The sequence below is a fragment of the Endozoicomonas sp. ISHI1 genome (assembly GCF_024606225.1).
In the GTDB taxonomy this organism is placed as follows: Bacteria; Pseudomonadota; Gammaproteobacteria; order Pseudomonadales; family Endozoicomonadaceae; genus Endozoicomonas_A.
Genome location: NZ_JAGRPU010000015.1, coordinates 57,324 through 82,510 on the forward strand (window position 1 = coordinate 57,324; position 25,187 = coordinate 82,510).

General features: G+C 48.6%; 19 protein-coding genes. 11 read left to right on the top strand and 8 right to left on the bottom strand.

What is annotated here, in order from left to right; all coding sequences use genetic code 11:
* Positions 1 to 128 precede the first annotated feature (128 nt).
* The 5 genes from KBW69_RS11315 to KBW69_RS11335 form a co-directional block, all read right to left on the bottom strand.
* Positions 129 to 4,211: a hypothetical protein gene (locus KBW69_RS11315; protein ID WP_257280918.1), complete on the bottom strand. Its 4,083-nt coding sequence runs from the start codon at positions 4,209 to 4,211 to the stop codon at positions 129 to 131.
* 514 nt (positions 4,212 to 4,725) lie between these two features.
* On the bottom strand, positions 4,726 to 5,976 hold the full coding sequence (locus tag KBW69_RS11320) for an ammonium transporter (RefSeq protein WP_257275060.1): 1,251 nt from the start codon (positions 5,974 to 5,976) through the stop codon (positions 4,726 to 4,728).
* A gap of 397 nt (positions 5,977 to 6,373) precedes the next feature.
* Complete coding sequence (gene glnK / locus KBW69_RS11325) at positions 6,374 to 6,712, bottom strand: P-II family nitrogen regulator (RefSeq protein WP_257280919.1); 339 nt, start codon at positions 6,710 to 6,712, stop codon at positions 6,374 to 6,376.
* A gap of 310 nt (positions 6,713 to 7,022) precedes the next feature.
* On the bottom strand, positions 7,023 to 7,805 hold the full coding sequence (locus tag KBW69_RS11330; RefSeq protein WP_257280920.1) for a hypothetical protein: 783 nt from the start codon (positions 7,803 to 7,805) through the stop codon (positions 7,023 to 7,025).
* Positions 7,806 to 7,830: 25 nt separating this feature from the next.
* Entirely contained in the window at positions 7,831 to 9,150 is a 1,320-nt protein-coding gene (locus KBW69_RS11335; protein ID WP_257280921.1) for a serine hydrolase, read from the bottom strand.
* A 156-nt stretch (positions 9,151 to 9,306) separates the two neighbouring features.
* Here KBW69_RS11335 and KBW69_RS11340 point away from each other — a divergent pair, with 156 nt between their 5' ends.
* The 3 genes from KBW69_RS11340 to KBW69_RS11350 all read left to right on the top strand — a co-directional run bounded on the left by KBW69_RS11340 (position 9,307) and on the right by KBW69_RS11350 (position 10,985).
* Positions 9,307 to 9,558, top strand: a complete 252-nt coding sequence (locus KBW69_RS11340) for an accessory factor UbiK family protein (protein WP_257275663.1) — start codon at positions 9,307 to 9,309, stop codon at positions 9,556 to 9,558.
* A gap of 306 nt (positions 9,559 to 9,864) precedes the next feature.
* Positions 9,865 to 10,266 (top strand): hypothetical protein, encoded by a 402-nt coding sequence (locus tag KBW69_RS11345; RefSeq protein ID WP_257275664.1) that lies wholly within the window; start codon positions 9,865 to 9,867, stop codon positions 10,264 to 10,266.
* Positions 10,266 to 10,985, top strand: a complete 720-nt coding sequence (locus tag KBW69_RS11350) for a hypothetical protein (RefSeq protein WP_257280922.1) — start codon at positions 10,266 to 10,268, stop codon at positions 10,983 to 10,985. Before KBW69_RS11345 ends, KBW69_RS11350 begins: the two co-directional genes overlap by 1 nt.
* Positions 10,986 to 11,115: 130 nt before the next feature.
* On the opposite strand, the gene KBW69_RS11355 is transcribed toward KBW69_RS11350, so the two are convergent.
* A complete protein-coding gene (locus tag KBW69_RS11355; protein WP_257280923.1) occupies positions 11,116 to 12,774 on the bottom strand; it encodes an F-box/WD repeat-containing protein in 1,659 nt (552 codons plus the stop codon).
* Between the two features lie 240 nt (positions 12,775 to 13,014).
* The gene (locus tag KBW69_RS11360) at positions 13,015 to 14,553 is read right to left on the bottom strand and encodes an F-box/WD40 repeat-containing protein (RefSeq protein WP_257280924.1); all 1,539 of its coding nucleotides are present in this window, start codon (positions 14,551 to 14,553) and stop codon (positions 13,015 to 13,017) included.
* Between the two features lie 226 nt (positions 14,554 to 14,779).
* Between KBW69_RS11360 and sigZ the strand changes: the two genes are divergently transcribed.
* From sigZ to ggt, 4 genes are all read left to right on the top strand, one after another.
* A complete protein-coding gene (sigZ, locus tag KBW69_RS11365) occupies positions 14,780 to 15,316 on the top strand; it encodes an RNA polymerase sigma factor SigZ (RefSeq protein WP_257280925.1) in 537 nt (178 codons plus the stop codon).
* A gap of 140 nt (positions 15,317 to 15,456) precedes the next feature.
* Complete coding sequence (locus KBW69_RS11370) at positions 15,457 to 16,218, top strand: glutathione S-transferase family protein (RefSeq protein WP_257280926.1); 762 nt, start codon at positions 15,457 to 15,459, stop codon at positions 16,216 to 16,218.
* Positions 16,219 to 16,340: 122 nt separating this feature from the next.
* Positions 16,341 to 17,036 carry a class I SAM-dependent methyltransferase gene (locus tag KBW69_RS11375; protein ID WP_257280927.1) on the top strand — a complete coding sequence of 232 codons (696 nt, stop codon included), beginning with the start codon at positions 16,341 to 16,343 and terminating at the stop codon, positions 17,034 to 17,036.
* A 102-nt stretch (positions 17,037 to 17,138) separates the two neighbouring features.
* Complete coding sequence (gene ggt, locus KBW69_RS11380; protein WP_257280929.1) at positions 17,139 to 18,905, top strand: gamma-glutamyltransferase; 1,767 nt, start codon at positions 17,139 to 17,141, stop codon at positions 18,903 to 18,905.
* A gap of 824 nt (positions 18,906 to 19,729) precedes the next feature.
* Here the strand turns inward: ggt and KBW69_RS11385 are convergent.
* Positions 19,730 to 21,439 carry a sugar phosphorylase gene (locus tag KBW69_RS11385; RefSeq protein WP_257280930.1) on the bottom strand — a complete coding sequence of 570 codons (1,710 nt, stop codon included), beginning with the start codon at positions 21,437 to 21,439 and terminating at the stop codon, positions 19,730 to 19,732.
* Positions 21,440 to 21,597: 158 nt separating this feature from the next.
* Between KBW69_RS11385 and galU the strand changes: the two genes are divergently transcribed.
* From galU to KBW69_RS11405, 4 genes are all read left to right on the top strand, one after another.
* On the top strand, positions 21,598 to 22,428 hold the full coding sequence (gene galU, locus KBW69_RS11390) for a UTP--glucose-1-phosphate uridylyltransferase GalU (protein WP_257252468.1): 831 nt from the start codon (positions 21,598 to 21,600) through the stop codon (positions 22,426 to 22,428).
* Positions 22,394 to 23,326 carry a mannosyl-3-phosphoglycerate phosphatase gene (locus tag KBW69_RS11395; RefSeq protein WP_257280931.1) on the top strand — a complete coding sequence of 311 codons (933 nt, stop codon included), beginning with the start codon at positions 22,394 to 22,396 and terminating at the stop codon, positions 23,324 to 23,326. Before galU ends, KBW69_RS11395 begins: the two co-directional genes overlap by 35 nt.
* A 60-nt stretch (positions 23,327 to 23,386) precedes the next feature.
* A complete protein-coding gene (locus KBW69_RS11400; protein WP_257252472.1) occupies positions 23,387 to 24,598 on the top strand; it encodes a glycosyl transferase in 1,212 nt (403 codons plus the stop codon).
* Between the two features lie 156 nt (positions 24,599 to 24,754).
* Positions 24,755 to 25,153, top strand: a complete 399-nt coding sequence (locus tag KBW69_RS11405) for a hypothetical protein (RefSeq protein WP_257274222.1) — start codon at positions 24,755 to 24,757, stop codon at positions 25,151 to 25,153.
* Positions 25,154 to 25,187: the final 34 nt, after the last annotated feature.

Below are 25,187 nucleotides of genomic sequence, written 5' to 3' on the forward strand. Positions count from 1 at the left end.
AACCAAGTCAAGGTGGTTGAGGTTCCCGGGTATTGGGCTGGTGGCATGTTGATGTTGTTGCAGCAAGCCAGCCAGAGGATCATCAGCGAGTTGATCTGGTTACCAGAGTGTTTGATGGTTATTAATGATCATAACTCCTCGTTCCCATCTGCGGCATCACCCAATGGAATGGGTAGTTTCCTCTTGAACTTCTTAACGGCTACGATAGCTGAAACCGCAGCAACCATGACCACAGCACCCGCTGTAATAAGCCCAATACCCCAATCCGGGAATTCTGCGCGCAATAAAGGCGGCAGGTTGTCAAGACCCAGAGAAATCACCTGCATCCGGACATGCCGGATACCCTTCTCAATATCGGCGTCTGCAACGGCCAGATAGGCTTTATTGCCCACAAAAACCGGGCGCATTGACCCTGTTGCCGGGGTCTTGAATGCGGTGTCAAAATGATGGGCATTGACCTGATTTTCATAAGCAACGACAGACAGTTGCCCATTACTGTTGTAAATAATGGTGTGCACATAATTTTCCGTAGTCACCAGTCTAACGGTTAAAAACGTACCCGATGTGCCTGAAGAAAAACGAATCGTATCGTCAATAATAAAAGCGCTATCCATCTGTCCGTTGTCAGTGGCGAACCGGCGAATAGAAAGCTTCTCTGACTCGGGGTTGAATACGGCAACATAAACATGGTTCTTTTGAATCAGAATGTCTTGCAGAATGTTGTCAATACCCATGTCTGTGGCGATCAGTATCCCTTTGCCATCGCCTCCAAAAGAGGCAGTGGGGTTTAGTCCCTTTTTGTCGTACTGTCTGATAAAGAAAGGATAGGAGACATCTTTATCACCGCTTATGCCTGTTACATAGAACTGTTCGCCATCCGGGGAGACCCTTAAACGAAGTCCTCGTTCCTTATCATTCTTGTAACATTTTTTAGGCAACTGGAGTCGTTGTTCATGGTAACTGCTAAACAACAGTTTGTTATTGATTGTTCCTGTTAAATACATGACACCCTGATGATGAGCAGTATCATTAATTTGGACCCCTCCAGGGAATTTACGTACGCTAAATCCTGCCTGCCCCCCCTGGATGGCAACTAAGGGGAACTCCACCAGAACCGTTTCTCCGGACGCTGGCGTTGCAACAATGACAAGGTGAGAACCTGCTGTATCGTGAATAACCTGCCCAGTCAGAGACTGGTAAGAGGCCAGCATTTTTAAACGGTTGTCAGAGGTTGTGTAAGTCACGATGCCACACAGACCAAATTGTTTATCCAGTTCAGAGCCTTTATAACGTGCCAGATTAACCTTTTTGGAATGCAACTCAGGCTGAATGACGACGTATATCTGCTCATTTTTCGCATCATACGCTTGAAACAGGGGTATTCCTTCTGGTGGCGGGCAGCTACCCGACAGGCCAGGTCCTTTTGTATCGTGAGGCAGCGATGTATACGACGATGAAGGTCTGATCAGCGTTGAGTTTTCTGATGGAGCTCCCGAAATAGTTGTAAAGGCAGTGCCGAGTTTGCTGGTTGAGAGACGTGCAGACGACGAAACAGTGGTGAGTTGACTGGTTGAGAGACGTGCAGATGACGATGTTGTCGCTGACGCTCTTATACCGACCTGATAAATCCTGACCTTTCCATCTTCCGCCCCAACTGCCAGCAGGGTGCCATCGTGGTTGTAGGTAACGCTCCGTATATCATCTGTCGCATCAGAGAGGGTGTACAAAACGCCAGGCAGATTCAACATGTCATATATCCTTACCCTTCGATCACCCGACCCAGCGGCAAGTCGGGTGCTGTCGCGATTGATATCAATGCTCATGATCCAGTCTCTCGCACCCCACAGAGTATACTTCGGGCTGATCAGGTTCTTTATGTCATAAACCGCAACCCTTTCCCCCACAGGGCTACTATCAGACCCCCCAGCTGACAGCAGCTTGCCGTCGTGGCTGAATTTAACACTCCGTACCTGACTTCTCCAATGCTGCAGAGCATGCGGGACAACGGACAGATCCTTCTCATAAACCCTGAGCCAACCATCTCTCGCTGCCACTGCCATCAAGGTGTCGTCGTGGTTGTAGTCAATGTCCATTACCCAATCATATGGATTGGTCAGAGTTGTCGGGCGAATGGACAGATCCCTTGGGTCATAAATCCTGAGCGTGCTATCTTGTGCTCCGACTGCCAGCTGAGTGCCGCCGTGATTGTATTTAACGCTGCGTACCCCTCGTGTCGCATCAGACAGGGTTGCAAGGGGGGAGGACGGGTTCACTGGGTCATAAATCCTGACCTTTTTATCTTGCCCCCCGACTGCCAGCCGGGTGCCGTCGTGGTTGAAGTCAACAGTCCTGACCCAGTTTTTCGAATCGAACAGGGTGTGCAGGAGTCTGGGACTCTCCGGGTCACTCATATCAAAGATTTGTACGGAGCCTGAATGAGGGCATCCGGGATTTGCTCTGCCGGAAGCTATTCCCACGGCCATAAGCATACTGTTTATACTCCATGAGACACTCATAACCCTATGGGGCCCACAATGTCTCGGTGGAACAACGCCTCCTGTGGGTGTTGGAGCGACCGTTGCCGGCAACATGTTAGGATCTATATTAATCACATGGATCAATTGAGGGCGCACGTTTGTGATACCAGGCGTTGTTGGCTGAGCAATAGCAGACGTTGTCGGCTGAGCAGTAGCAGATGTTGTTGGCTGAGCAGTAGCAGACGTTGTCGGCTGAGCAGTAGCAGACGTTGTCGGCTGAGCAGTAGCAGATGTTGTTGGCTGAGCAGTAGCAGACGTTGTCGGCTGAGCAGTAGCAGACGTTGTTGGCTGGGTTGTATACGACGATGAATGCCTGATCTGCGTTGAATTTTCTGATGGAGATCTCAAAATGGTTGTAGAAGCAGTGGTGATTTGACTGGTTGAGAGACGTGCAGATGACGAAGCAGTGATGAGTTGACTGGTTGAGAGACGTGCAGATGACGAAGCAGTGTTGAGTCGACTGGTTGAGAGACGTGCAGATGACGAAGCAGTGATGAGTTGACTGGTTGAGAGACGTGCAGATGACGATGTTGTCGCTGACACTCTTGCAGCGACCCGATAAATCCTGACCTTTCCATCCTCCGCCCCGACTGCCAGCAGGGTGCCGTCGTGGTTGTAGTTAACGCTCCGTACAACATCTGTCGCATCAGAGAGGGTGTACAGAACGCCGGGTGGATTCAACATGTCATATATTCTAACCTTCTGATCAGCCGACCCAGCGGCGAGTCGGGTGCTGTCGTGATTGAAGTCAATGCTCATGACCGTGTTTGTCGCACCCAACAGAGTATATTTCGTGCTGGCCAGGTTATTTATGTCATAAACTACAACCCTGTTTTCCCTGGATCTAAGATCTCTTCCCCCAGTTGCCAGCAGTGTGCCGTCGTGGTTGAATTTAACGCTCCGCATTTGATCAAGATAAGTGATCACAGCTTGCGGGGCATTGGACAGATCCCTCGGCTCATAAACCCTGAGCCTGTAGTCTCTCGATACTATTGCCAGTTCGGTGTCGTCGGGGTTGTAGTCAATGTCCATTACCCAACCTGCTGCGTCGGTCAGAATTGTCGGACTAATGGACAGGTTCCTTGGGTCATAAATCCTGAGCTTATTATCTTGTGCTCCGACTGCCAGCTGAGTGCCGCCGTGATCATATTTAACGCTGCGTATCGGGCTTGTCGCATCGGACAGGGTGGCAAGGGGAGTGGACAGGTTCACTGGGTCATAAATCCTGACCTCATTCTCATCCCCCCCGACTGCCAGTCGGGTACCGTCGTGATTGAAGGCAACATTCCTCACCCAGTTTTTAGCATCGTGAAAGGTGTGCAGGAGTCTGGGCCTCACCGGGTCACTCATATCAAAGATTTGTACGGGGCCTGAAAAAGGACATCCGGAAGTGCCACTGCCGGAACCCATTCCCACAGCCATGAGCGTACTGTTCATATTCCATGAGACACTCATAACCCTGTGGGGCCCACAATGGCTTGGTGGGGCAACGCCTCCTGTGGGTGTTGGAGCAACCGTTACCGGCAACATGTTCGGATCTATATTAATCTCGTGGATCAGTGGAGGTTGCATTGTTGGCCGGGCAGTAACAGCCGTTTGAGCTACTGTCTGCATACAGCTTGCTGCCAATAAGGTAAACAAACCCGCAATAGACCAGCTCTTTGCAATGCCCATTGCCATTCTCCAGAGTTCTGTCTTTAGACACTTGACTTCGTGGTCGAGGAAACCGGTATAGCTCAAAAACCTTCAGAAACATCCTCTGCAAAGATGAATGAGAGCAAAGTAAGAGTCGTAAAGGTGATTGCTGAACTAATGCCCGAGTTGAAAGCTGCTGTCATTCTTTGAAAGTAGAAACACAGGTTTATACGCCTATGATGAACGGGGGAGCAGATGCATCAGGCGATGTTTGAATATATTGAAATTGATTATAGTCGGACGCGTCGACACAGTTCTGACGGGTATGTGAGTTCTGAAAAAGATCAGTAGACAGAAGCCGTTTAATCCGGCGTCCCTTTTTTACTGTCTCAGCTCAAGTGTTCTTTGGCACATAAAAAAACCCCGGTCACACAAAACTTGAAGTATTGTTGCCGAGGTCTCGTTTGGAAGAGTTGTCGCTTTATGTCATCGCTAAAAGTTATATGTCAGGTCATGCACGCGGCGACAGCTCTTTTTAATCACCTACTTCTTGTTACTGTTTACCCATAAACTCAGGGTAAGCTTCCATGCCGCATTCCGTCAGGTCAGCACCTTCATACTCTTCTTCTTCAGTGATACGCAGACCGAGTATCTGCTTGATAACAGCCCAGACGATCAGGGAAGCGATGAATACCCAGGCGAAGATGGAGGCAATGCCCAACAGCTGAGCGCTGAAAGTCGCACCGTCGTTGGTCAAAGGTACTGCCAGCAGACCCCAGATTCCTACAACACCGTGTACAGAGATGGCACCCACTGGATCGTCAATGCGTAGCTTGTCCAGAGCCAGAATGGCGAAGACAACCAAAGCACCACCGACACCACCAATCAGAGTGGCAGATACTGCAGTCGGTGTCAGGGGCTCAGCTGTGATGGATACCAGGCCGGCAAGAGCACCGTTCAGGGCCATAGTCAGGTCAGCCTTGCCGAACAGGATGCGAGCTACAATCAGGGCAGCAATGACACCACCCGCAGCACCAGCATTGGTGTTGACAAAAATCTGGGCGACAGCGTTCGCGTTTTCAACGTCAGACAGCTTCAACTGAGAACCGCCATTGAAGCCGAACCATCCCAGCCACAGAATAAAGGTACCCAGAGTAGCGAGAGGCAGATTGGCACCCGGGATTGCGTTAACAGCACCGTCTTTACCGTATTTGCCTTTACGGGCACCCAGCAGCAGAACACCTGCCAGAGCCGCAGCAGCACCGGCCATGTGAACAACACCGGAACCTGCGAAGTCCTGGAAGTTTGCTTCGTTCAGGAATCCACCACCCCATTTCCAGAAACCTTGTACGGGATAGATGAAGCCAGTCATAAAGACCGCAAACAGCAGGAAAGACCAGAGCTTCATGCGCTCGGCAACCGCACCGGAAACGATGGACATTGCAGTCGCAACGAAGACCACCTGGAAGAAGAAGTCTGAACGTGCAGAATAGTATGGCGCATCATCGCCACCTGCAGTCACGGCTTCAACCGTGTTTTCAGTACCGATCAACGAACCCAGAACCGGCAGGATACCGCCCTCATTAGCCCCGGGGTACATAATAGCGTAACCACAAAGCAGGTACATGGTGCAGGCAATCGCAAACAGTGCGATGTTTTTGGTCAGAATCTCAACCGTGTTTTTAGAACGGACCAGACCAGCTTCGAGCATGGCAAAACCGGCGGCCATCCACATTACCAGCGCACCGGACATCAGAAAGTAGAAAGTATCGAGTGCGTACGACACTTGAGCCAGATTTTCCACAGGGCTCCTCCCAAAAAAGTTCAGCAGAATGAGTAGTCTTTTGCTAACAGCCTGTCGGACTTAAGGCTGTCCTACTGCGGTTGCAATAAACTGGTCTAAAAATTCCTGCTTCTTCGTCAAATAGCTCGCTATTCTCCTCAGAAGCAGAAATTTTTATCCTCAATTTCTTGCAATCCTCGCTACGGACGCTTAAGTCCGACAGGCTGCTAGGGCATTCATGCCCTGGAAACAGTCACCTTGACTCAGGAGCTGTTTCCGCATTAGCCATTTTTATTTTTTGCGAATGTCACCTTCCGCTCTTAATGTAGCTGAAGCGGACGACAAAGTTTGTCTGTTGTTGTACGTGTACCCTGAGAACCATGAACTTCCTGACTATGGTCTCTTGCCGCTGAGTACATCAGATGGCATCTTCGCCGGTTTCGTTGGTTCTGATCCGAATCGCCTGCTCCAGATTGGTGACGAAGATCTTTCCGTCACCAATCTTTCCGGTGTTAGCCGCTGTAGAAATGGCTTCAATCACCTGATCCAGGAGGTCATCCGCAATGCCAACTTCCAACTTGACCTTGGGCAGAAAATCAACCACATACTCAGCTCCACGGTAAAGTTCAGTATGCCCCTTTTGACGACCGAACCCCTTAACTTCAGTGACAGTGATACCCTGAACACCGATCTCGGACAAAGCCTCTCGCACGTCGTCCAATTTGAATGGCTTAATGATGGCTGATACCAACTTCATAAAAGCTCTCCTGAGTGAATCCTGTTGGCCAGCAGGGAATTTCCGGACATTGTCATTATGACCCGTGCCCCCAGCCTTAAGTATTCAGCTGATTTACTTCCAACTGAGTTTGGTGGCTTATATGCAGGCACTGTGCCAAATTCTGAAAACAACCTGTCAACAAGGCTCGCAGACTGAAAAAATTCTATTCCCGTTCATTCATTAAACCTCACGCACCAAAAAAGAACGCCTACCATGCTTCTTGCACCCAAATCGCGCACTTCTTTAGTGCAATAGACCATCATCCGCTTGTACGATAAAGCCCGACTATCTACCTGGGCAACATTGCAGTAACCGCAAAGCGTGCTCCCCAACCTTCTGCACCTTGTTCTGGCGCTCCGGCCCAATAACGCACACCTCCTGCAAAGCTCACCGGCAGCCGACCTATGTGAATTACTTTCGACAGCACAGCATTAATCGGAATATTCCATTGACTGTTTTTCCAGTCGTAAGTGCTTTCGGTTTGTAACGTATAAGTCCAACCTTTGTGGGTGTAGGTGAGAAAGGGCTGAATAAAAGAAGCATTAACATCATCACGCTTATCTTCACCGGCTATATCCCAGATATGATTGGCAAGTGCGCCATAACTCCAGCCCTGCTCCATTTTAAGCAATACAGCAGTAGGCCCTAGTCCCCACTTTTCTGTACCGAGTAATTCGTCGCTGGCTGTTGGTAGCAAAAAGACCGGCCCCGCACCCCAAATCCAGCCATTATTGGTAGGCCGTTTTGGTGAAAAGAAAAGGCTTTGAACAATATCACCAGTACCCGATTGCGAACCGCTGCTACCCGCCACATCATTTTGCTCAATCAAGGGTAAAATGGTTCTGGAAACCATATTCCAATCGTCATTCATCTCGATGGGTATCACAGGCTGCACGTTGACAGTTGTACGATGCCCATCGTCAGGGCCAAAGCCCGTATCATAATTGGCTTGCACGGGCATACTAATTAAATCAGCAACAGGATTGGTTAATTTTTTCGCCAATTCATCATCATCAGCATAAGCTGACAGGCAAACAATCAAGCTTAAACACAATGACAGAAACTTAAACAAAACGACATCCGCCCTTTGAAATACTCTAATCCAGGTCAAGACTGATTTTTCGGCTAAAGGCTTCCATCGGTATTTCGGTAAAGCCGGTAGCAAACCAAACCACCACATTATCTCTGGAAGGGGATACATAGATACCCTGACCATTCATGCCACTTTTATAGAGATCACCATCAGCAAAAACAGCATCCCACTGATAACTATTAAATAATGGTGCATCTCTGAATTCTTCCGTCAACCTGGGCCCAAGAGCACCTTTCAAATAGTTTTCCCGCTTTCCCGAGGTTTGCATACGCTTCAGCACTTGTTCCGAAACAATGCGTTTATCACCAAGCTTGTTCCAGCTCGGGGTAAACAACATGCCAAAACGCGCCATATCATCTAAACGAGAACTTACCAGACCATGAATAATGGCATTACCCTGTGGGCTTAAACCGATGGTTGCATCACCTGCCATACCTGCTTTTGACCAAATTCGCTCACTGACCACCTCTGCCAACCTTTTTTGCGTGATCTGCTCAATAATCAAACCCAACATCTGCGTATTAGCGGATGAATACTCAAAAGCCATACCTGGCTTTTTCAAATAAGGAATGGCAAGCAAAGCCTCATTGTGGGTATAAACTTTTCCGTCTTTTGCGGGCACACCCAACTCTGCTCTCACAAAGGCGTTATAAGGGGTATCACCACTGCGTGTTGTGGGGTTTTCCTCCAAATCAAGCCCTGTTTGCATGTTCAACACATCGAATATTTTCACGTTCTCCCAAGCTGTACCTTTTGCTTTGGGCAGATAATTTGACACGGTTTTCTGTAGATCAATACGCCCTTCTTCTTCCAGAAAAGCGATAAGCGTGCCGGCGATCACTTTTGAATTCGACATCCACACATGGCGGTCGTTCTCCCTCATGCCAGGGTATTGCTGGTAAATAATTTCGCCCTTTTTGATCACCATGACGCCCTGAACCGGTGACTTCTCATCCATAATCATCTGTTCAAATGCTATGGATTTTCCGTCTTTTTTGAGCGAAATTTCACCGATTGACTGCCTTGCACTTGTCTCAAGCTTGACTACCTCACCATCCCGGTGAATCATGGCTTGCGGCAAAAACTCACCCAAGTGCAAATAAGAATAAGCACCCGACTCGGTAATATTCAAAAATTTGTTCAGGCTCCATTCACCATGCAATCGTTCTGCTTCGGACAAGCTATAACCGTTTTTGATTGCATGCACCGAAAAATCTTCGGTTGGTGTAGAGTAAGCATCGTGATTCTTATCTGCAGCATGGATGTTTTGAGGGATAACAAAACACGCTAATAAAGAGAACCAGCCGAGGGCGGATGTAAGCATGGTCAGAGTCTTTGGCATAAGCCAAATCCATGAGTTGACTTAATCAATGTTTACCGAGCAACTATCAATTTAGCACATAAAAGCAAGCACGTTGAGATAACTGCTTGTGATATCATACCCGCCGGTTTTGAATCACAGCAGTTGCAGGAATCATCGATGATCGATAAAGCCTCCCTTATCGGTAGTATTGCCGGCAAAGCAGGTCAGGTACTGGGTGGGCAAAAAAGCCAGACCCGGGAAGATATTGAGCAAAACATGAAGGCTCTGGTGGGCAGTGCCCTGGCCAAATTTGAACTGGTCACCCGTGATGAGTTTGATGCCCAGGTCGCCGTTCTTAAGCATACCCGTGAAAGACTGGAAGCCCTTGAAAAGAAGGTGGCCGAGTTGGAAAAAGCCAAACAGTCTTAGCCCTGTTGCTGATGTCATTAGCCGTTCTCGCCCTGAGAACGGCTAATGCATACACCCGACCAGATTTTACTCTTCACTGACAATATTGATTATTTAAAAAAATAATTAAAATCAATAATTTAGATAATTATCACTATTAAACCCCTCGGTAGTTTTCCCTATAGAGGTACTCCTCTCTTCGCTATAGCATTGAGCAACAAATTAAGATAGTTGCCTCAATAATAATATGCCATGGCATTGGCCAGATCCTTTCAACAAAGACTGGTCTCAAGGACAAATAGAGAAAATCTCAGGAGAACCATCACTATGACACGCACACTTTCAATGTTTACTCTGCTGATGAGCATGATCATGTCTGGCTTTACACAGACTGCTTCCGCCGCTGGCTGGGAACTGCTGGGCGAAAAGAAAGTCAGTCGTCGTGCAGAAGCAGACACCATCCGTGTTGGTCTGAGAGACGGTGCTTTCAAGCGTCTGCAATTCAAGGTCAAAGGAGCTGACGTGGATTTCGACAGAGTCATCGTGCACTACGAAAACGGTCAAAACCGTGAAATAGCCATCCGCAGCAAAGTCAGGAAAGGCGGCAGCTCTCGCGTCATTGACCTGCCCGGTAAAGCAAGGGCCATTGAAAAAGTAAGATTCTACTACGACACTGATGGAACCGGACGCGTTCAGGCCAGTGTTCTGCTCATGGGTAAGTCTGCCTGATGAAAAAACGACTGTTTACGATTTTAGTTTTACTCACCACCTTTTCACCGGTCTCAACAATGGTCCATGCCGGCTTGATCGATAATGATCGGGATGAAGTCCGTGAAGAGCGACGTGATGATCGTCAGGATAATCGTGAAGAGCGTCATGACGACCGTCAGGACAATCGTGAAGAACGTCATGACGACCGTCAGGACAATCGTGAAGAACGTCGAGACGATCGTCAGGATAACAGAGAAGACAGAAAAGACGATCGTCAAGATCACCGTCATAACCGCTGGGATGGACCGAAGGTCATCAAGAACAATCTGGTCGTTGTAGCCCCAAGAAAAAGGGTGATCAGAAACAATATTGTCGTAGTTAGAAACTATGGTAATTCCTACTACGGTTATGGCCACTACCACGACGACAATGATGCTTACAAATGGCTGGCGTTTACGGCCATCACGCTCAAAATTCTCGACAACATCAACGAAGCTGCGCAACGTGCTCACGAAGAAGCCCAGATCAAAGCAACTACCGCTCCGGTCGGTGAAAAGATTATCTGGGATGAGGGCGACTCCTCCGGCTATGTTGTGACCACCAAAGAAGGCAAAAGTGCCTCCAGCGGTCTGGTTTGCCGTGAGTTCCAACAGTCCATTACGGTAGGCGGTCAAACCGAGGATGCTTGGGGACAAGCCTGCCTGCAGGAAGACGGTTCCTGGAAAATCATAAACTGATCTCTACCCTGGCCGGCTTGCTGGCCAGGCACTCCTGACAACGTAGCACACACAATAAACCAGAAAGGTAGAAGTATGAGTAAGCATGATACGCATGCGATCAACTTCAGAGCTGTTAGAAAACCTGCGATTATCCATTGCTCTTCAATAGCTCAGTGATTCTCGCCTTGTTATCTTCGCTGACAGTCAACACATGTCGGCTATCGGCGCTGAAAGCAGCTGAAATGACGTCTCTATCGTGTTGAATGGTGGCTTTTTCCAGCCATGACCCATCGGCCTTCCGACCACAAATTTTCGCCTTACCATCCACACTGGCGGTGACCATATGACCACTATCGGCACTGAAGCTAGCTGAGAGGACGATGTGCTCATGGGTAATGCTGGCTTCTTCCTGCCATGATCCATCGGCCTGCAGGCCAGTGATTTTTGCCGTGTCATCTTCACTGGTGGTCACCACATAATGGCAATTGGCACTGAAGTTGGCTGAGGTGAGTTCGCTGTTGTGGGAAATGCAGACTTTTTCTTTCCATGACGCGCCCTCCCGACTATAGATTTTCGCCTTGCCATCCCAACTGCCGGTCAACACATGGCGACAATCGGCGCTGAAGTTGGCTGAGCAGTAAGCCTCAACATGATGAATCGAGATTATTTGTTTACATGATCCATCAGCCTGCAGGTCACAGATTTTCGCTGTGTTATCGAAACTGGCGGTTAACAGGTGGCAGCTATCAGCACTGAAACTGACCCGGTTGATTACGTTTTTGTGTTGAATGGTGAATTTTTCTACCCATGATCCAGCGACCCCCTGAGCATAGATTTTTACAGCATAATCTGTACCGCAGAGCGCCAGAAAATGGCCATTGAGGCTGAGCATGGCCGAATTGACCGGACTAACAAGGTTAATAATCTCCTCTGACTCCCATGACCCATCGTCCCTCTGAACAAAGATTTTCACCGTATAAAAACTGGCCGTCATCACACGGCGGCCATCAACGCTGAAGGTAGCAGAATTGAGCTGACCAGTATGGGAAATGATGGTTTTTTCTGCCCATGATCCATCGTCCTCCTGACCATAGATTCTCGCTGTGTTATCTTGACTGGCGGTTAAAAGATGACGGCCATCGGCACTGAAGCTGGCTGATATGACGTAATTATTATGGGAAATGGCACCTTGTGATTTCCATGATCCATCGTCCTCCTGACCATAGATTTTCGCTATGTTATTGCGACTGGCGGTTACCAGATGGCGGCCATCGGCGCTGAAAGTGGCGGTGCTGATATGATTAGAATGGCTAATTTCTGCTTTTGGCACTAACTCGAACGTGTCACATTGAGACATCATTTTACTGTTGGTGAAAAGGAGCAGAGCAGGAAAATGAGCAGTCTTTCGTTGTTTTATGAGTGACTCAATCGTGCTCATATCCGCAAACGGCTTTAACCAATCACGGAGTTGTTGCTCATCTTTTGTCTTAATGGTGGCCTTAAGTTGATATTTGTGTGGAGAAGGAAACCGGCGAATCCATGCTTTTTCCAGAGCTTTATCTTCTTTAATAAAATCGCGAAGATATCTGCATACCCTGGCTAAACGGGTAACCTCTCGAAAACCCAAATAGCGAATAAGCGTAGATTCTACTTCAACGGGTAAATCGAGTAATAAACATTGATGGTTGTTATAGACACTCACATCTCTGCCTGCAATAACACCCGTTAGTGCTTCCTCCATTTGAAGTGGTTCAGGTGTTGGCGGGAGTAAATTGTCAATGCTGGAATTGTTGTTCATTGGTCCCATGCCTGATTCCTTTATGGCTGCAAAGTCAATGTGTATCCTTGCTTGGAAAGGACATTCAAAATTGATGAGTTCTATTAGAGTCGGTTTTATCAGAGAAGTTCAAAACATTGAGGTCAGTGGAACTCTGGAAAAGAAGAGTCGTTTGAGAAACAGTTCCTACAAAAAACCACTAACCGCTGTCCAAGGTCATTTCTGCAAAAAACACTGCTAATGGTCACCTGTCGTTAGCGGGCTTTACGCTCATTCGATCATCAGCCGCCCACTCCTTAATTCAGTGATTCTCACTGTTTTATCATCACTGGCGGTCAAGACATTTCGACTATCAGGGCTGAAGCTGGCTGACCTGACCGTTTTCTTGTGTTCGATGGTGGCTTTTTCGAGCCATGATCCATCGGCCTGCAGACCATAAATTTTCGCCGTGTTATCTTCACTGGCGGTTACCACATGGAGGCAATCGGCGCTGAAGTTAGCTGTGGTGACCACCCCCTTGTGGTCAATGCGGGCTATTTCTTGCCACGATGCACCGGCCTGGCTACAGATTTGCGCCGTAAAATCAAAACTTGTGGTCACCACATGGCGGCCATCGGTACTGAAATCAGCTGAGGTGACTTCATCATAATGATCAATCTCGAATATTTCTTCCCATGATCCATCGGCTTCAAGGTCACAGATTTTCGCCGTGCGATCCCCACTAGCCGTTACCAGATGGAGGCTATCGGCACTAAAGTTGGCAGAGAGCACCCAACGGTTGTGTGGAATGGTGTCTTTTTGCACCCATGATCCATCGGCCGCCTGGCCATAGATTTTTGCGGAGCAGCGTCCACCGCAGAGCAACAGGTGAAGGCCATCGCAGCTGAACTTGGCAGAAACGAACCCGGCTTTACGAATAACGTCCACTGGTTGTTGCCATGACCCATTGTCCCCGCGACGAGTGATTTTCACAGAATAATTGTAATCGGTGGTCACCACATAAAGGCCATCAGCACTGAAGGTGGCTGAATTGACCGCACCATCATGGGAAATGCAGGCTTGTTGTTCCCATGTGCCATCGTCTTCCAGACCATAGATTTTCGCTGTGTGATCCTGACTGGCGGTGACCAGATAGCGGCCATCGGGGCTGAAGATGGCTGAATGGACCCAATGATTATGGGTAATGACGGCTTTTTCTTGCCATGATCCATCGGTCTTCCGACCATAGATTTTCGCTGTTCCATCGTGACTGGCGGTTGCCAGATGTTGGCCATCGTTGCTGAAAGTGGCATTTAAGACTTTATCACCATGGGTAATTTCGAGTTTTTCCACTAACTCAAATTTTTTACACAGAGACATCAGTTTACCGTTGGTGAAAAATAACTGAGCAGGAAAATGAATATTCTTTTGTTGTTTTATGAGCGACACGATGGTGTCCTCATTTGCAAACGGCTTCAGCCAATCGCGGAGTTGGTGCTCATCTTTTGTCTTAAGGATGGTCTTTAGTTGATATTGCTGTGGCGAAGGAAACCGGCGAATCCATGCTCTTTCCAGAGCTTTATCTTGTTTAACAAGATCGCGAAAATAGCTGCATACCTTTGCTAAACGGGTAATCTCTCGAAAACTCAAACAGCGAATAATCTGTAAATGTATTAATTCGGGCAAGTAGAAGAATGGAGCGTTATTGTTGTAATAAGGAGTAACGTCCCTACCTGCACTGACACCCGTTGGTGCTTCCTCCAGTTGAGCTTGCACAGGTATTGGCAAGAGTGCTACGTCTATGCTCGAACTGCTTTTCACAGGGTCCATGCCCGATTCCTCCATGGCTCCAAATTCAGTATTTATCCTTGCTTGGGAAGGACATTCAAAATTGATCCGTTCTGTTAGACTCGGCTTTAAAGCGGAAGTTCAAATATTGAGGTCAGTGGAACCAAGATTATTGATAGCTCCTGCAAATGTTTGTTTTTATCCGCTTTCCGGACACGCAAAGCGTTATCGAATAAAAAACCAACCTTTTGAACAGGAGCTGACTGTTATGCAAAGTCACTGGCAGGAGCATAAAGCTCAGCTGCAACGCTATGTAGCCCGTGAAGTGAGCGAACCATCGGCAGTGGATGACATTCTGCAGAACGTCTATCTGAAAGCGCATAGCCAGATTCAGACACTGAAATCAGAAGACAGAGTGGCTGGCTGGTTATACCGGATTGCCCATAATGCCGTCATGGATTACTACCGCCAGCAAAAGCCCTGGGACGAGTTGCCAGACGACCTTGCCGCCGCGGAAGAAGATGATGCAGAAAAGAGTCATCAGGAACTGGCCCGCTGTCTGGTGCCTCTTATGGATGAGCTGCCCGAGAAGTACCGGATTCCCTTGCGGATGTCAGAGCTGGAAGGCATGAGCCAAAAACAGGTGGCAGTAGCCCTGGGCTTGTCAGTGTCCGGTGCCAAGAGCCGAATCCAACGTGGCCGGGTTCAGCTGAGAGAACGTTTCACTGCCTGCTGCGATATTGAAATCGGCCGGGGCGGTGTGACCGACTACCAGCCTAAAAAAACCGGCTGTGGAGATTGCTGAGAGCAACCAACAGTGAAGAAAACATGTTTAAGAGAAAAAATTAATTTTTTTGCGTCCTTTTTTCATACCTCACGTCTTTATAAACGACGACGAACTAACAGGCCGGTCTGACTGGCTATCGCTGGATCGAGGTATAAAACATGTTGAAAGTCATCAGCTTTAAAATCTGCCCATTCGTGCAACGCATTACCGGAATACTGGAAGCGAAGAACATTCCCTATGACATCGAGTACATCAGCCTGAGCGAAAAGCCCCAGTGGTTTGTGGATATTTCTCCAAACGGTCAGGTACCCGTACTGGTCACTGAGAATGGCGTGGCCCTGTTTGAATCCGATGCCATCGCTGAATATCTGGAAGAAGCTTATCCCGCATTGCAGCCTGGCTTGAGTGCAGAGCAGAAAGCACTGAATCGCGCCTGGAGCTACCTGGGCAGTAAGCAGTATCTGGTCCAGTGCGCTGCTCAGAGAAGTCAGGATGCTCCGACTCTGATCAAGCGCGCCGGGAAGCTCGCCAGTGCCTTTGCCAAAGTGGAGAAGGTTTTGGGTGAGCACCTATTCTTCAAAAGTGATTCACTGAGCATGGTCGATCTGGCGTGGCTGCCCGTGTTGCATCGAGCTCATCTCATTCAAGAAAACACGGGCTATGACTTCCTGACTTTTTATCCCAAAACTAAAGCATGGCAAAAAAGTCTGCTGGCTACCGGACTGGCCGAAAAGAGTGTCGCCGAAGACTTTGATGAAAAGTTCACAGGCTTTTATCTGTCTGGGGAGACCTTTCTGGGCCGCTGTGAACAGGGAGGGGATTGCAACGCCTCTAATCTCGAAGAGTGCTGCATAGAAGGGGACTGCTGCAAGACAAAAGCCGTGACTTGTAGGAATTCTGGCAGTAGCTGCGGGTGTTAAGCGTCTGCTTTGGATGGATGGCCTGTTCGAATAGCATTTATGGGTGTTTTTTCGGATAGTTGGCATGGCTTTTCCTGATACCCTTTTGACCACTGAAAACAAACATTTGAGAGGGTGTAAGGATGAGCAAAATGTACGAGCAGTTCGCCAGGGACTACGAGAAAGCCATTGTCGATAATATTTACAATGGCAATCTGGAGCGTCCGTCTTTAATTGCTATGTTGCCTGAACTCGCCGGGAAAAATGTTCTTGATCTGGGGTGTGGGCCGGGTGTCTACGCAGAGTATTTGCTCAATCAGGGTGCATCGGTGACGGCAGTTGATGTCTCGCAGGAAATGATTAAGATCGTCATAGAGAAGTTGGGTGATAAGGTTCAAGCTTATCCGCAGGATCTCTCCCGGGGGCTGCCGCAAGAAAAAGATGCCAGCTATGACATCATTATTTGTCCTCTGACTGTGCATTACATTGAAGACGTCAGCTTGTTGTTCGGTGACGTTAAGCGCCTGCTGAAACAGGGAGGCGTATTTATTTTTTCTACCCATCACCCGGTAGTGGATTTAGAAGTGTCACCTTCAGGCAACTACTTTCAAAAAGAGCTGGTCACGGAAGAGTGGGATACGGTGGGTCATCTTGTCGAAGTAAGCTTCTACCGTCGTTCATTGACAGAGTGGTTTGAGAGCCTGGCTTCAGTGGGTCTCTGTGTTACTCAGCTGTCAGAAGGAAAACCGACAGAGCGCATGAAGTCTCTCTGTGCTGAAAGTTATAAAAGGTTATCCACAACGCCTCACTTTATTTTCTTTAAGTGTGAAGTCAGGTAAGCACCTTTTTATAACCTTCAACTCCAAAAGCCATTGCACATTTGAGCTAACACTGAAACCATTGGCCGACCTGATAAAAATTAATTTAAAGGAAGTCTTGCTATGTCTGGGGGAGTTTTCAGACGGTGCGGTATCACCGCCAGTCTTTTAGTTGCTTGCTTTAACGTGCAGGCAATGGCCGCGAATATGAGTGATGATCTTGCTCCGGAGGCTGCAACAGGATTTCAACAAAAGAGTCTGGTAAAAGCCAGCAAACATATGGTGGTGGCGGCCAATCCGCTGGCTGTTCAGGCAGGTGACGAAGTCCTCAAAAGAGGCGGTTCGGCAGCAGATGCGGCGATTGCTGTTCAACTGGTGCTGAATCTGGTTGAGCCGCAGTCGTCCGGTATTGGCGGAGGCGCCTTTACCCTCTACTTCGATGCCCAAAAAAACCGTCTGATCACTCTGGATGGCCGGGAAACAGCCCCTGCGAAGGCGACACCGACCTTATTTCTGGACAGCAATGGCAAGCCGTTGCAATTTTATGATGCCGTGGTGGGGGGGCGCTCGGTAGGTACGCCAGGTACTGTCAAGCTTCTGGAAGAGATGCACCAGCGATATGGTAAACGTCCATGGTCTGAACTTTTCCAACCGGCCATTAAACTGGCTGAGAAAGGCTTTATCGTTTCTCCCAGACTGGCCAGCCTGATTGCCAAAGATCAAAAAAGACTCAGCCGTTATCCGGGTACCCGCCAATACTTTTTTGATAAAGAAGGACAGCCACTTCAGTCGGGTACTGTTCTAAAAAATCCCGAGTTTGCCAGGACACTCAGGCTTATTGCCAGCAAGGGCTCAAAAGCCTTCTATAAGGGGGAGTTGGCGGAAAGAATTGTCAGAACAGTCAGAGAGGCCAGGGGAAATCCCGGAGCGCTTTCAAAGAAGGATCTGAAAAACTATCAGGTAAAAGAGCGTGCGCCGGTGTGCTCAGCCTATCGCCAATACTCTGTCTGCGGCATGGGGCCGCCCAGCTCAGGCGCAACCACAGTGGGACAAATTCTGGGCATTCTGCAGTCTTATGATCTGGCCAGCCTGGGGTCGGATAATCCGGAGTCCTGGCGTCTGTTTGCCGGTGCTTCAAGACTGGCTTTTGCCGACAGGGCCCGTTATCTGGCTGACAGTGACTATGTTCCCGTGCCTGTCCAGGGACTTCTGAATAGTCAATATCTGGCAGACCGGGCTAAACAGCTTCAGTCAGATCAGGCCCTGAAGACCGTTAAAGCGGGTAAACCCACCTGGCAGCATGCTTCACTTAGGGCGGATGATCAGTCCATTGAACTGCCTTCTACCAGCCATATTTCCATTGTCGATGCCGAGGGTAATGCGCTGTCCATGACGACGACGATTGAGAACGGTTTCGGTTCCCGTTTGATGGTGGGCGGTTTCCTGCTGAATAATGAAATGACTGACTTTTCTTTTGCCAGTCATGAGGGTGGTACGCCCATTGCCAATCGTGTTGAACCTGGTAAAAGACCAAGGTCTTCTATGGCCCCCACGATTGTTATGGATAAAAAGGGTCAGCCTTATATGGTGATTGGCTCACCCGGCGGCAGTCGTATCATTAGTTATGTTGCCAAAACCCTGATAGCCCATATTGACTGGGGAATGGATATCCAGAAAGCCATTGCTCTGCCTCATAAGCTGAATCCGTCTGGCGTTTATGAGCTTGAGCAGGATACCGAAGCAGAGCGTCTGAAGCCTGCATTGGAAAAGCTCGGCTATTCCATCAAGGTGCGGGAACTCAACAGTGGCCTGCATGGCATTGTGATCACGGAAAAAGGCCTTGAGGGCGGTGCTGACCCCCGTCGTGAGGGGGTGGCGATGGGCATTTGAATGCTATTTGCAGCCATTATTGAGGCCAGGGCTAAACAAAAAAAAGCGTAGCCGGTATAAGACGTGTGCGGAACTGGTGAAATTTTGAATGGTATTACTCGACACCTACATTGATCCTCAATTCGCGTAAGACCCACCAAAACAGGTGGGGGATGTCAGCGAGGCTTGCGGAGAGCCAACCCGTGAACTACCTTTCCTCTGTCTCTTTTAGACTTACCTTGGAGCTTACGTGATGTTAGGTCTGCGGAGTCTATGAGACTTGGGGAGTTTAGGGCTGGGCGTCCCCGGCTAGGCGCCCTCGCTTGTTCCCCGAGCAACAAACTGTGAAACAGGAGCCTGTTGGGTGACTAATTGGAATCGCCTGCCTGTTTAGTTACGCATCGTGCACGTCTGGCAAAGGTCATGATATGTTTGTAACTCTTATTCCACCAGTGTTTGGAGTTCTTGCACCATCAACATATTTTCGCCCACCCTATCTGGTCTGGGGCAATTATCCGATACAGAGTCAGCAGCAAATAAGTTTTTGTAACAGATTTGATTGGCTGGATCAGTGCTCCGGAATTTTTATTCACGGAATTAAATTTACAACGAGCGCGGGTGATGTTTTCTGGGGGTTTGATTCATACTTGTTCCGTGAGCATGTGCTACTGGATTGGCTAGTGAATATTATTCCATTAGCGTCCTTTTCTTATGGGTTCTAATGTCCAATGATTGCTATCAGCTCTCGTCAGGGGGCTCGTCCGCTGTATAACCAGTACCCATGAAAACTTCACAATCCAAATCATCGGCACAGGTGAAATCATTGCTCTTTCAGATAGCCATTTTCAGCCTCCCAGCCACAATACCTGATAAGGCTTGAGTTGAAGGTCCTGTACCACGGCACCGCCCAGTAAATCGAACCAGCCGACATAGTCTGGCTGGTTCAATGTTTGATGAGCCGATGTCAGGTTGTGTATAGCCACCAGTTTCCGGCGGCCACAGGGCGATGTACGCATGAATGCAAAAATGCCCGGTTCCATATTCAGAATGGTTTGTGAGGCATTGGGATGAAAGCAGGGTTCCTGTTTACGAACTCTGAGATGACTCAGCAGCGATTGGAACACCAGCGACGGTATTGAAACAGGGCTTTCCAAGTCTGGCAATAATTCTTCCAGTAACCACCTGCGACGATTGATAGAGCGGGTTCTGCCGCTGCTCTCTACGCCTGCCAGATCATTAGGCGTGGCAAACAGACTGTGTATATACATAGCAGGTATTCCGCGCATCCCCAGCATGATGAGCTGAGAGCAAATAAATCGCTGTACCTGCCACTGATCCTCGCCTCGTCTGGTCCCTTTCATGGCATCAAACAGGGCAATATTGATCTCATAAGGTGATTCCGTATTGTCTGAAAGGGTGCGCATACTGACGAACCCCCCAAAACGGTGCATGCTGTCGATCAGCTCTGAAACTTCATTCTCCGGGATCAACCCCTTCAGCGGACGCAGGCCTATGCCATCATGGGATGCAGTAAAGTTCAGGACGGTGCAACTCTCTGGATAATCAGGCAGGTCACTGGCCCATTGCACAAGGTATTTCTCAGTGCCCCGATTGAGTGCGTGCAGTATCAGGGGCGGCAGAGCAAATTGATACACCATGTGAGCCTCGTCCTGTTCCCCGAAATAACTGATGTTCTCTTCATGAGGGACATTGGTTTCGGTCAGAAGTGTGCTGCCGGGGCAGGCTTTCTCCATGATCAGTCGGAACAGTTTCACGATAGCATGGGTCTCGGGCAGGCTTATGCAATGAGTGCCCGGTTTCTTCCACAGAAAAGCGACGGCATCCAGCCTTATGACTCTGGAGCCGCGGGCCAGATAAAAGAGCAGGATATCCACCATCTGGATCAGCACATCGGGATTTTTAAAATTCAGATCCATCTGATCTTCACTGAAAGTGGCCCAGACGTGCTTCAGCCCTCGTCTTGTATGAATAGGCACCAGCAGGGGGGAGTTCCTTGGGCGGGTCACTGCACTGAGGTCTGTATCCGGATCTTCTTCAATAAAGTAATCCCGGCCGGGCTGATGGCCACTGACAAAGTCGGCAAACCAGAGACTTTCCCGGGATACATGGTTAATGACCAGGTCCGACATCAGCTGATAGTCAGCGGCGATGGCTTCAATATCCTGCCAGCTGCCCAGCTGTTCGTTGACCGACAGGTAATCAATCACAGAAAAACCATCATCCGAGCTAAAGGGAAAGTAGGGAAGAATATGAAGGGTATTAATAACCCCGTTCAGATGGCCATCAAGAAATCGCTTCAAGACCTGAAGAGGAGGCTGGCCAGTGTTGTCATAGAGGGTGTCGCCATAGGTGATCAGAAAGATATCCTGTTCTGACCAGCCTGAGACTGTTTGGGGAGGATTTTCATGGAGATGATGCTGAACCCGACGGACAATTCTGGCGGCTATCTCGCCCGCTTCCTGTCCGTAAGGGAGAATCAAAAGCTGAGTCATGGCCTGATGAAAAGCATCGAAGGCTTTAGGATAACTTTGCACGATACATCTTCCCCTTTGGCAATGTTTTTTAGTGCTATGCCTTCTTTGCAGCAGGAGTCATGCCACTATGGGAGGTCGGCGGGTGGTTTTCTGAGTTGGCACGACTTCTGCTTCAAGTCTGACGAGATGGAAAACTTCTCAACAAGACGAGCAATAATATGATTAAAAAGTGTCTGTTTCCTGTAGCAGGGTATGGAACCCGCTTTCTACCTGCCACCAAGTCTATGCCCAAAGAGATGCTGCCTATTGTTGATAAACCCCTGATTCAATATGGCGTGGAAGAAGCCATGCTGGCAGGTCTGACTGACCTGGGGTTTGTGAATGGCAGAAACAAGCGAGCGATTCCTGATCATTTTGATATCAACTATGAGCTGGAAGCCGAAATAGCCGGCAGCGGCAAAGAAGAAAAACTTTCGACGATTCGCGAAGTGATGGCGGCCTGTACTTTTTCCTATACTCGTCAGAATCAGATGCAGGGTCTTGGACATGCCATTCTCTGCGGAAGAACCCTGATGGGTGACCAGCCTTTTGGTGTAGTGCTGGCCGACGACCTTTGTGTTAACGACGGTGGTCCATTAGTGATGTCGCAGCTGGTCAATCTCTACAAACAATTTCGTTGCACCATTGTGGCTGTTCAGGAAGTGCCCGAATCCGAAGTCGATAAGTATGGAGTGATTGCCGGTGAAGCCCTGAGTGATAACCTGATCCGTGTAACCGATATGGTGGAAAAACCAGACCCTTCAGAAGCACCCAGTAATCTGGCAGTGATTGGACGATATGTCCTGACGCCGGATATTTTCGACATCATTGAGCATACTGAACCCGGAATAAACGGTGAAGTGCAGTTGACTGACGCCATTCTGACTCAGGCCAGACAAGGCTGTGTCATCGCCTGTAAGTTTGAGGGTGAACGCTTTGATTGTGGCAGCGTCAGTGGTTTTGTCGAGGCCACCAATGCCATCTACCAAAAACGCCTGGACAGAGTTTAAGCCGATGTTCAACAGCAAAAAGGCGATGAAGAAGCTGGTGATATTTTCCGATCTGGATGGCACTCTGCTCGATCATGACAGCTACAGCTGGGCAGCGGCCAAACCTGCCCTGGATCGTTTGAAAAAGCAAAATATTCCGGTTGTTTTCAATACCAGCAAAACCCTCAGTGAGGTGTTGCCTCTGCAATTGGAAATGGCTCTGGATCATCCATTTATTACCGAAAATGGAATGATTACCACCATCCCGGCTAACTACTTTCAGTCGTCTGATACTGACAAGAATACCCATTACTTCCATGGACAGCCCTATAGGGCGATCCGCAGGGTGTTGAAACAGTTTCGCGAACACTATGGCTTTCGGTTCAGGGGCTTTGGTGACTGCAGTCATAGTGAAATTGCCGATCTCTCCGGGCTCAGTCTGGAGGAGGCTAAACTGGCTGCAGACCGAAAAGCCAGTGAACCTCTGATCTGGGAAGACAGTGCTCAGGCATTAGAGCTGTTTGAAAAGCAGCTTACCAAAGAGGGTCTGCACCTGACCCGGGGAGGGCGCTTCTATCATGTATCCGGCAAGGGAGATAAAGGTTCAGCGGCGAAGAAGCTTTTCAAACATTACCTGAAGAGTTTCCCTGACTGGCAGTGGTTATCCATGGGGCTGGGCGACAGCTTCAACGACCTGCCCATGCTGGAAGTAGTGGATATTCCTGTTCTTGTGCGTTCTGAAAAAAGTAAACAGCCCGCTATAGAACATCTGTCTGATATTAAATACACAAAATCAGTGGGGCCTGAAGGTTGGAATGAAGCGGTATTGGAGATTCTGAACTCTGTTCAAGAAGGTCATCAGCCGGTCTGCTCCGAACAAGACAGCTCTTTACAAGACAGCTCTTTACAAGAAGTCTGAGCTCAGCTGCAGAGTATGATCAAGGTGCAAAAGCGATAACGAGAAGAAGGGAAACGATTTATGGGCGATTTTTACCAGAATGGCACTATCACCAATTTCCATAATTTAAGAGTACGTTCGGTTGAGGATATGGAGCAGGAGCTGCAGGCCTTTTCTCGACAGCGCCCTATGTCTCTGGTCTTACCTTCGCTGTTCTCCGAGTTGCAGGGGCCAGCCCTGAAAAATATTGTACAGGAACTCAGTCAGGTTCCTTATCTTTCCGAGATTGTCATTGGCCTGGATAGGGCCAGCGAAAAAGAATATACCTATTCAAGAGACTTTTTTGCCCAGCTGAATCAACACCACCGTATTCTATGGCAGGATGGTCCCAGACTTCGTGACATTGACCGTCTGCTTGAAAGTAAAGGGTTAGCCCCTAAAGAGGCTGGAAAAGGAAGAAACGTCTGGTACTGCTATGGCTATGTGCTGGCTTCAGCCAAATCAGAAGCCGTAGCCCTGCACGACTGTGACATCGTGACCTACCAGAGAGATCTGCTGGCCAGACTGCTCTACCCGGTAGCCAATCCTGCGTTTAGCTATGATTTTTGCAAGGGCTATTACGCAAGAGTAGCTGACAACAAACTCAATGGCAGGGTCAGCCGTTTGCTGGTAACGCCACTCCTGCGTGCCCTGAAGAAAATTCTCGGCCCTATGGAATACCTGGAATACCTCGACAGTTTCCGTTATCCCCTGGCCGGTGAATTTTCCATGCGAACCAGTGTTTTCAATGACATCCGGATTCCCAGCGACTGGGGTCTGGAAATAGGAGTACTCTCAGAAGTTAAGAGAAACTATTCCAATAAACGACTGTGTCAGGTAGATATTGCTGATGTGTATGATCATAAACATCAGCCTCTCTCAGAAGAAGATCGTAATTCCGGTCTTTCCAAAATGAGCCACGATATCATCAAGGCCGTCTTCAGAAAGTTGGCGACCAATGGGGTTCAGTTCAATACTGAAACCTTCCGCACGATCAAAGCAACTTATTACCGGGTAGCACTGGATTTCATTGAGTCTTATTACGATGATGCGATGATGAATGGCCTGCACGTCGATCGTGATTCAGAAGAGCGAGCAGTGGAGCTCTTTGCCAGAAATATCATGGCGGCTGGGCAACACTTTCTGGAAAATCCGATGGAAAGACCCTTTATTCCCAGCTGGAACCGGGTGATGTCTGCCGTCCCTGATATTTTGGAGCGCCTCTACGATGCAGTAGAAGAAGACAATGCCTGATTAAAGTACACAGCCAGTTTCACACCGTTCCTTATTCAGCTTTTCATGTATTGACCTTCCAGTTACTGGATGGTTTAAGTTGAAAAGCTGAACCATAACCTCTTGAATCTTATGTCCATCCTACACCTGAACCTGAAACACAGGCAGAACATTGGTATGACAATGATTGCCCTGCTAATGTTTTTGCTGTTGCAGGTTTGCCTGATGGAGTCGTCACAGGCTATGGTTACAGATCACTCAGACATGTCCATGATGATGTCAGCCGATGTTGTCGGCATGGCTGACGATTTGTCCGCGGATCATGACTGTTGTACTCCTTCCCCGGCAGAACATCTGCAGAAAGCGAATCAGGTCTGTCCAGACTGCGACTCTGAGGATCACTATATCCCGTTTTCTCACCCGGACAGTAAGCCGACTTTTACCCTTCTCTATATTGTTGCAGAGTTGATCTTGCTGGACTCTGAACCGTTGCAGGACTGGATTTCTGCGCCCCCATCTTCGGTATACCGCTCCCAACCTGAGATCTATCTGGCCAATGTCTCTTTTTTGGAATAGCTATTATTAAACATCGTCGTTTAATAAGTTGAAT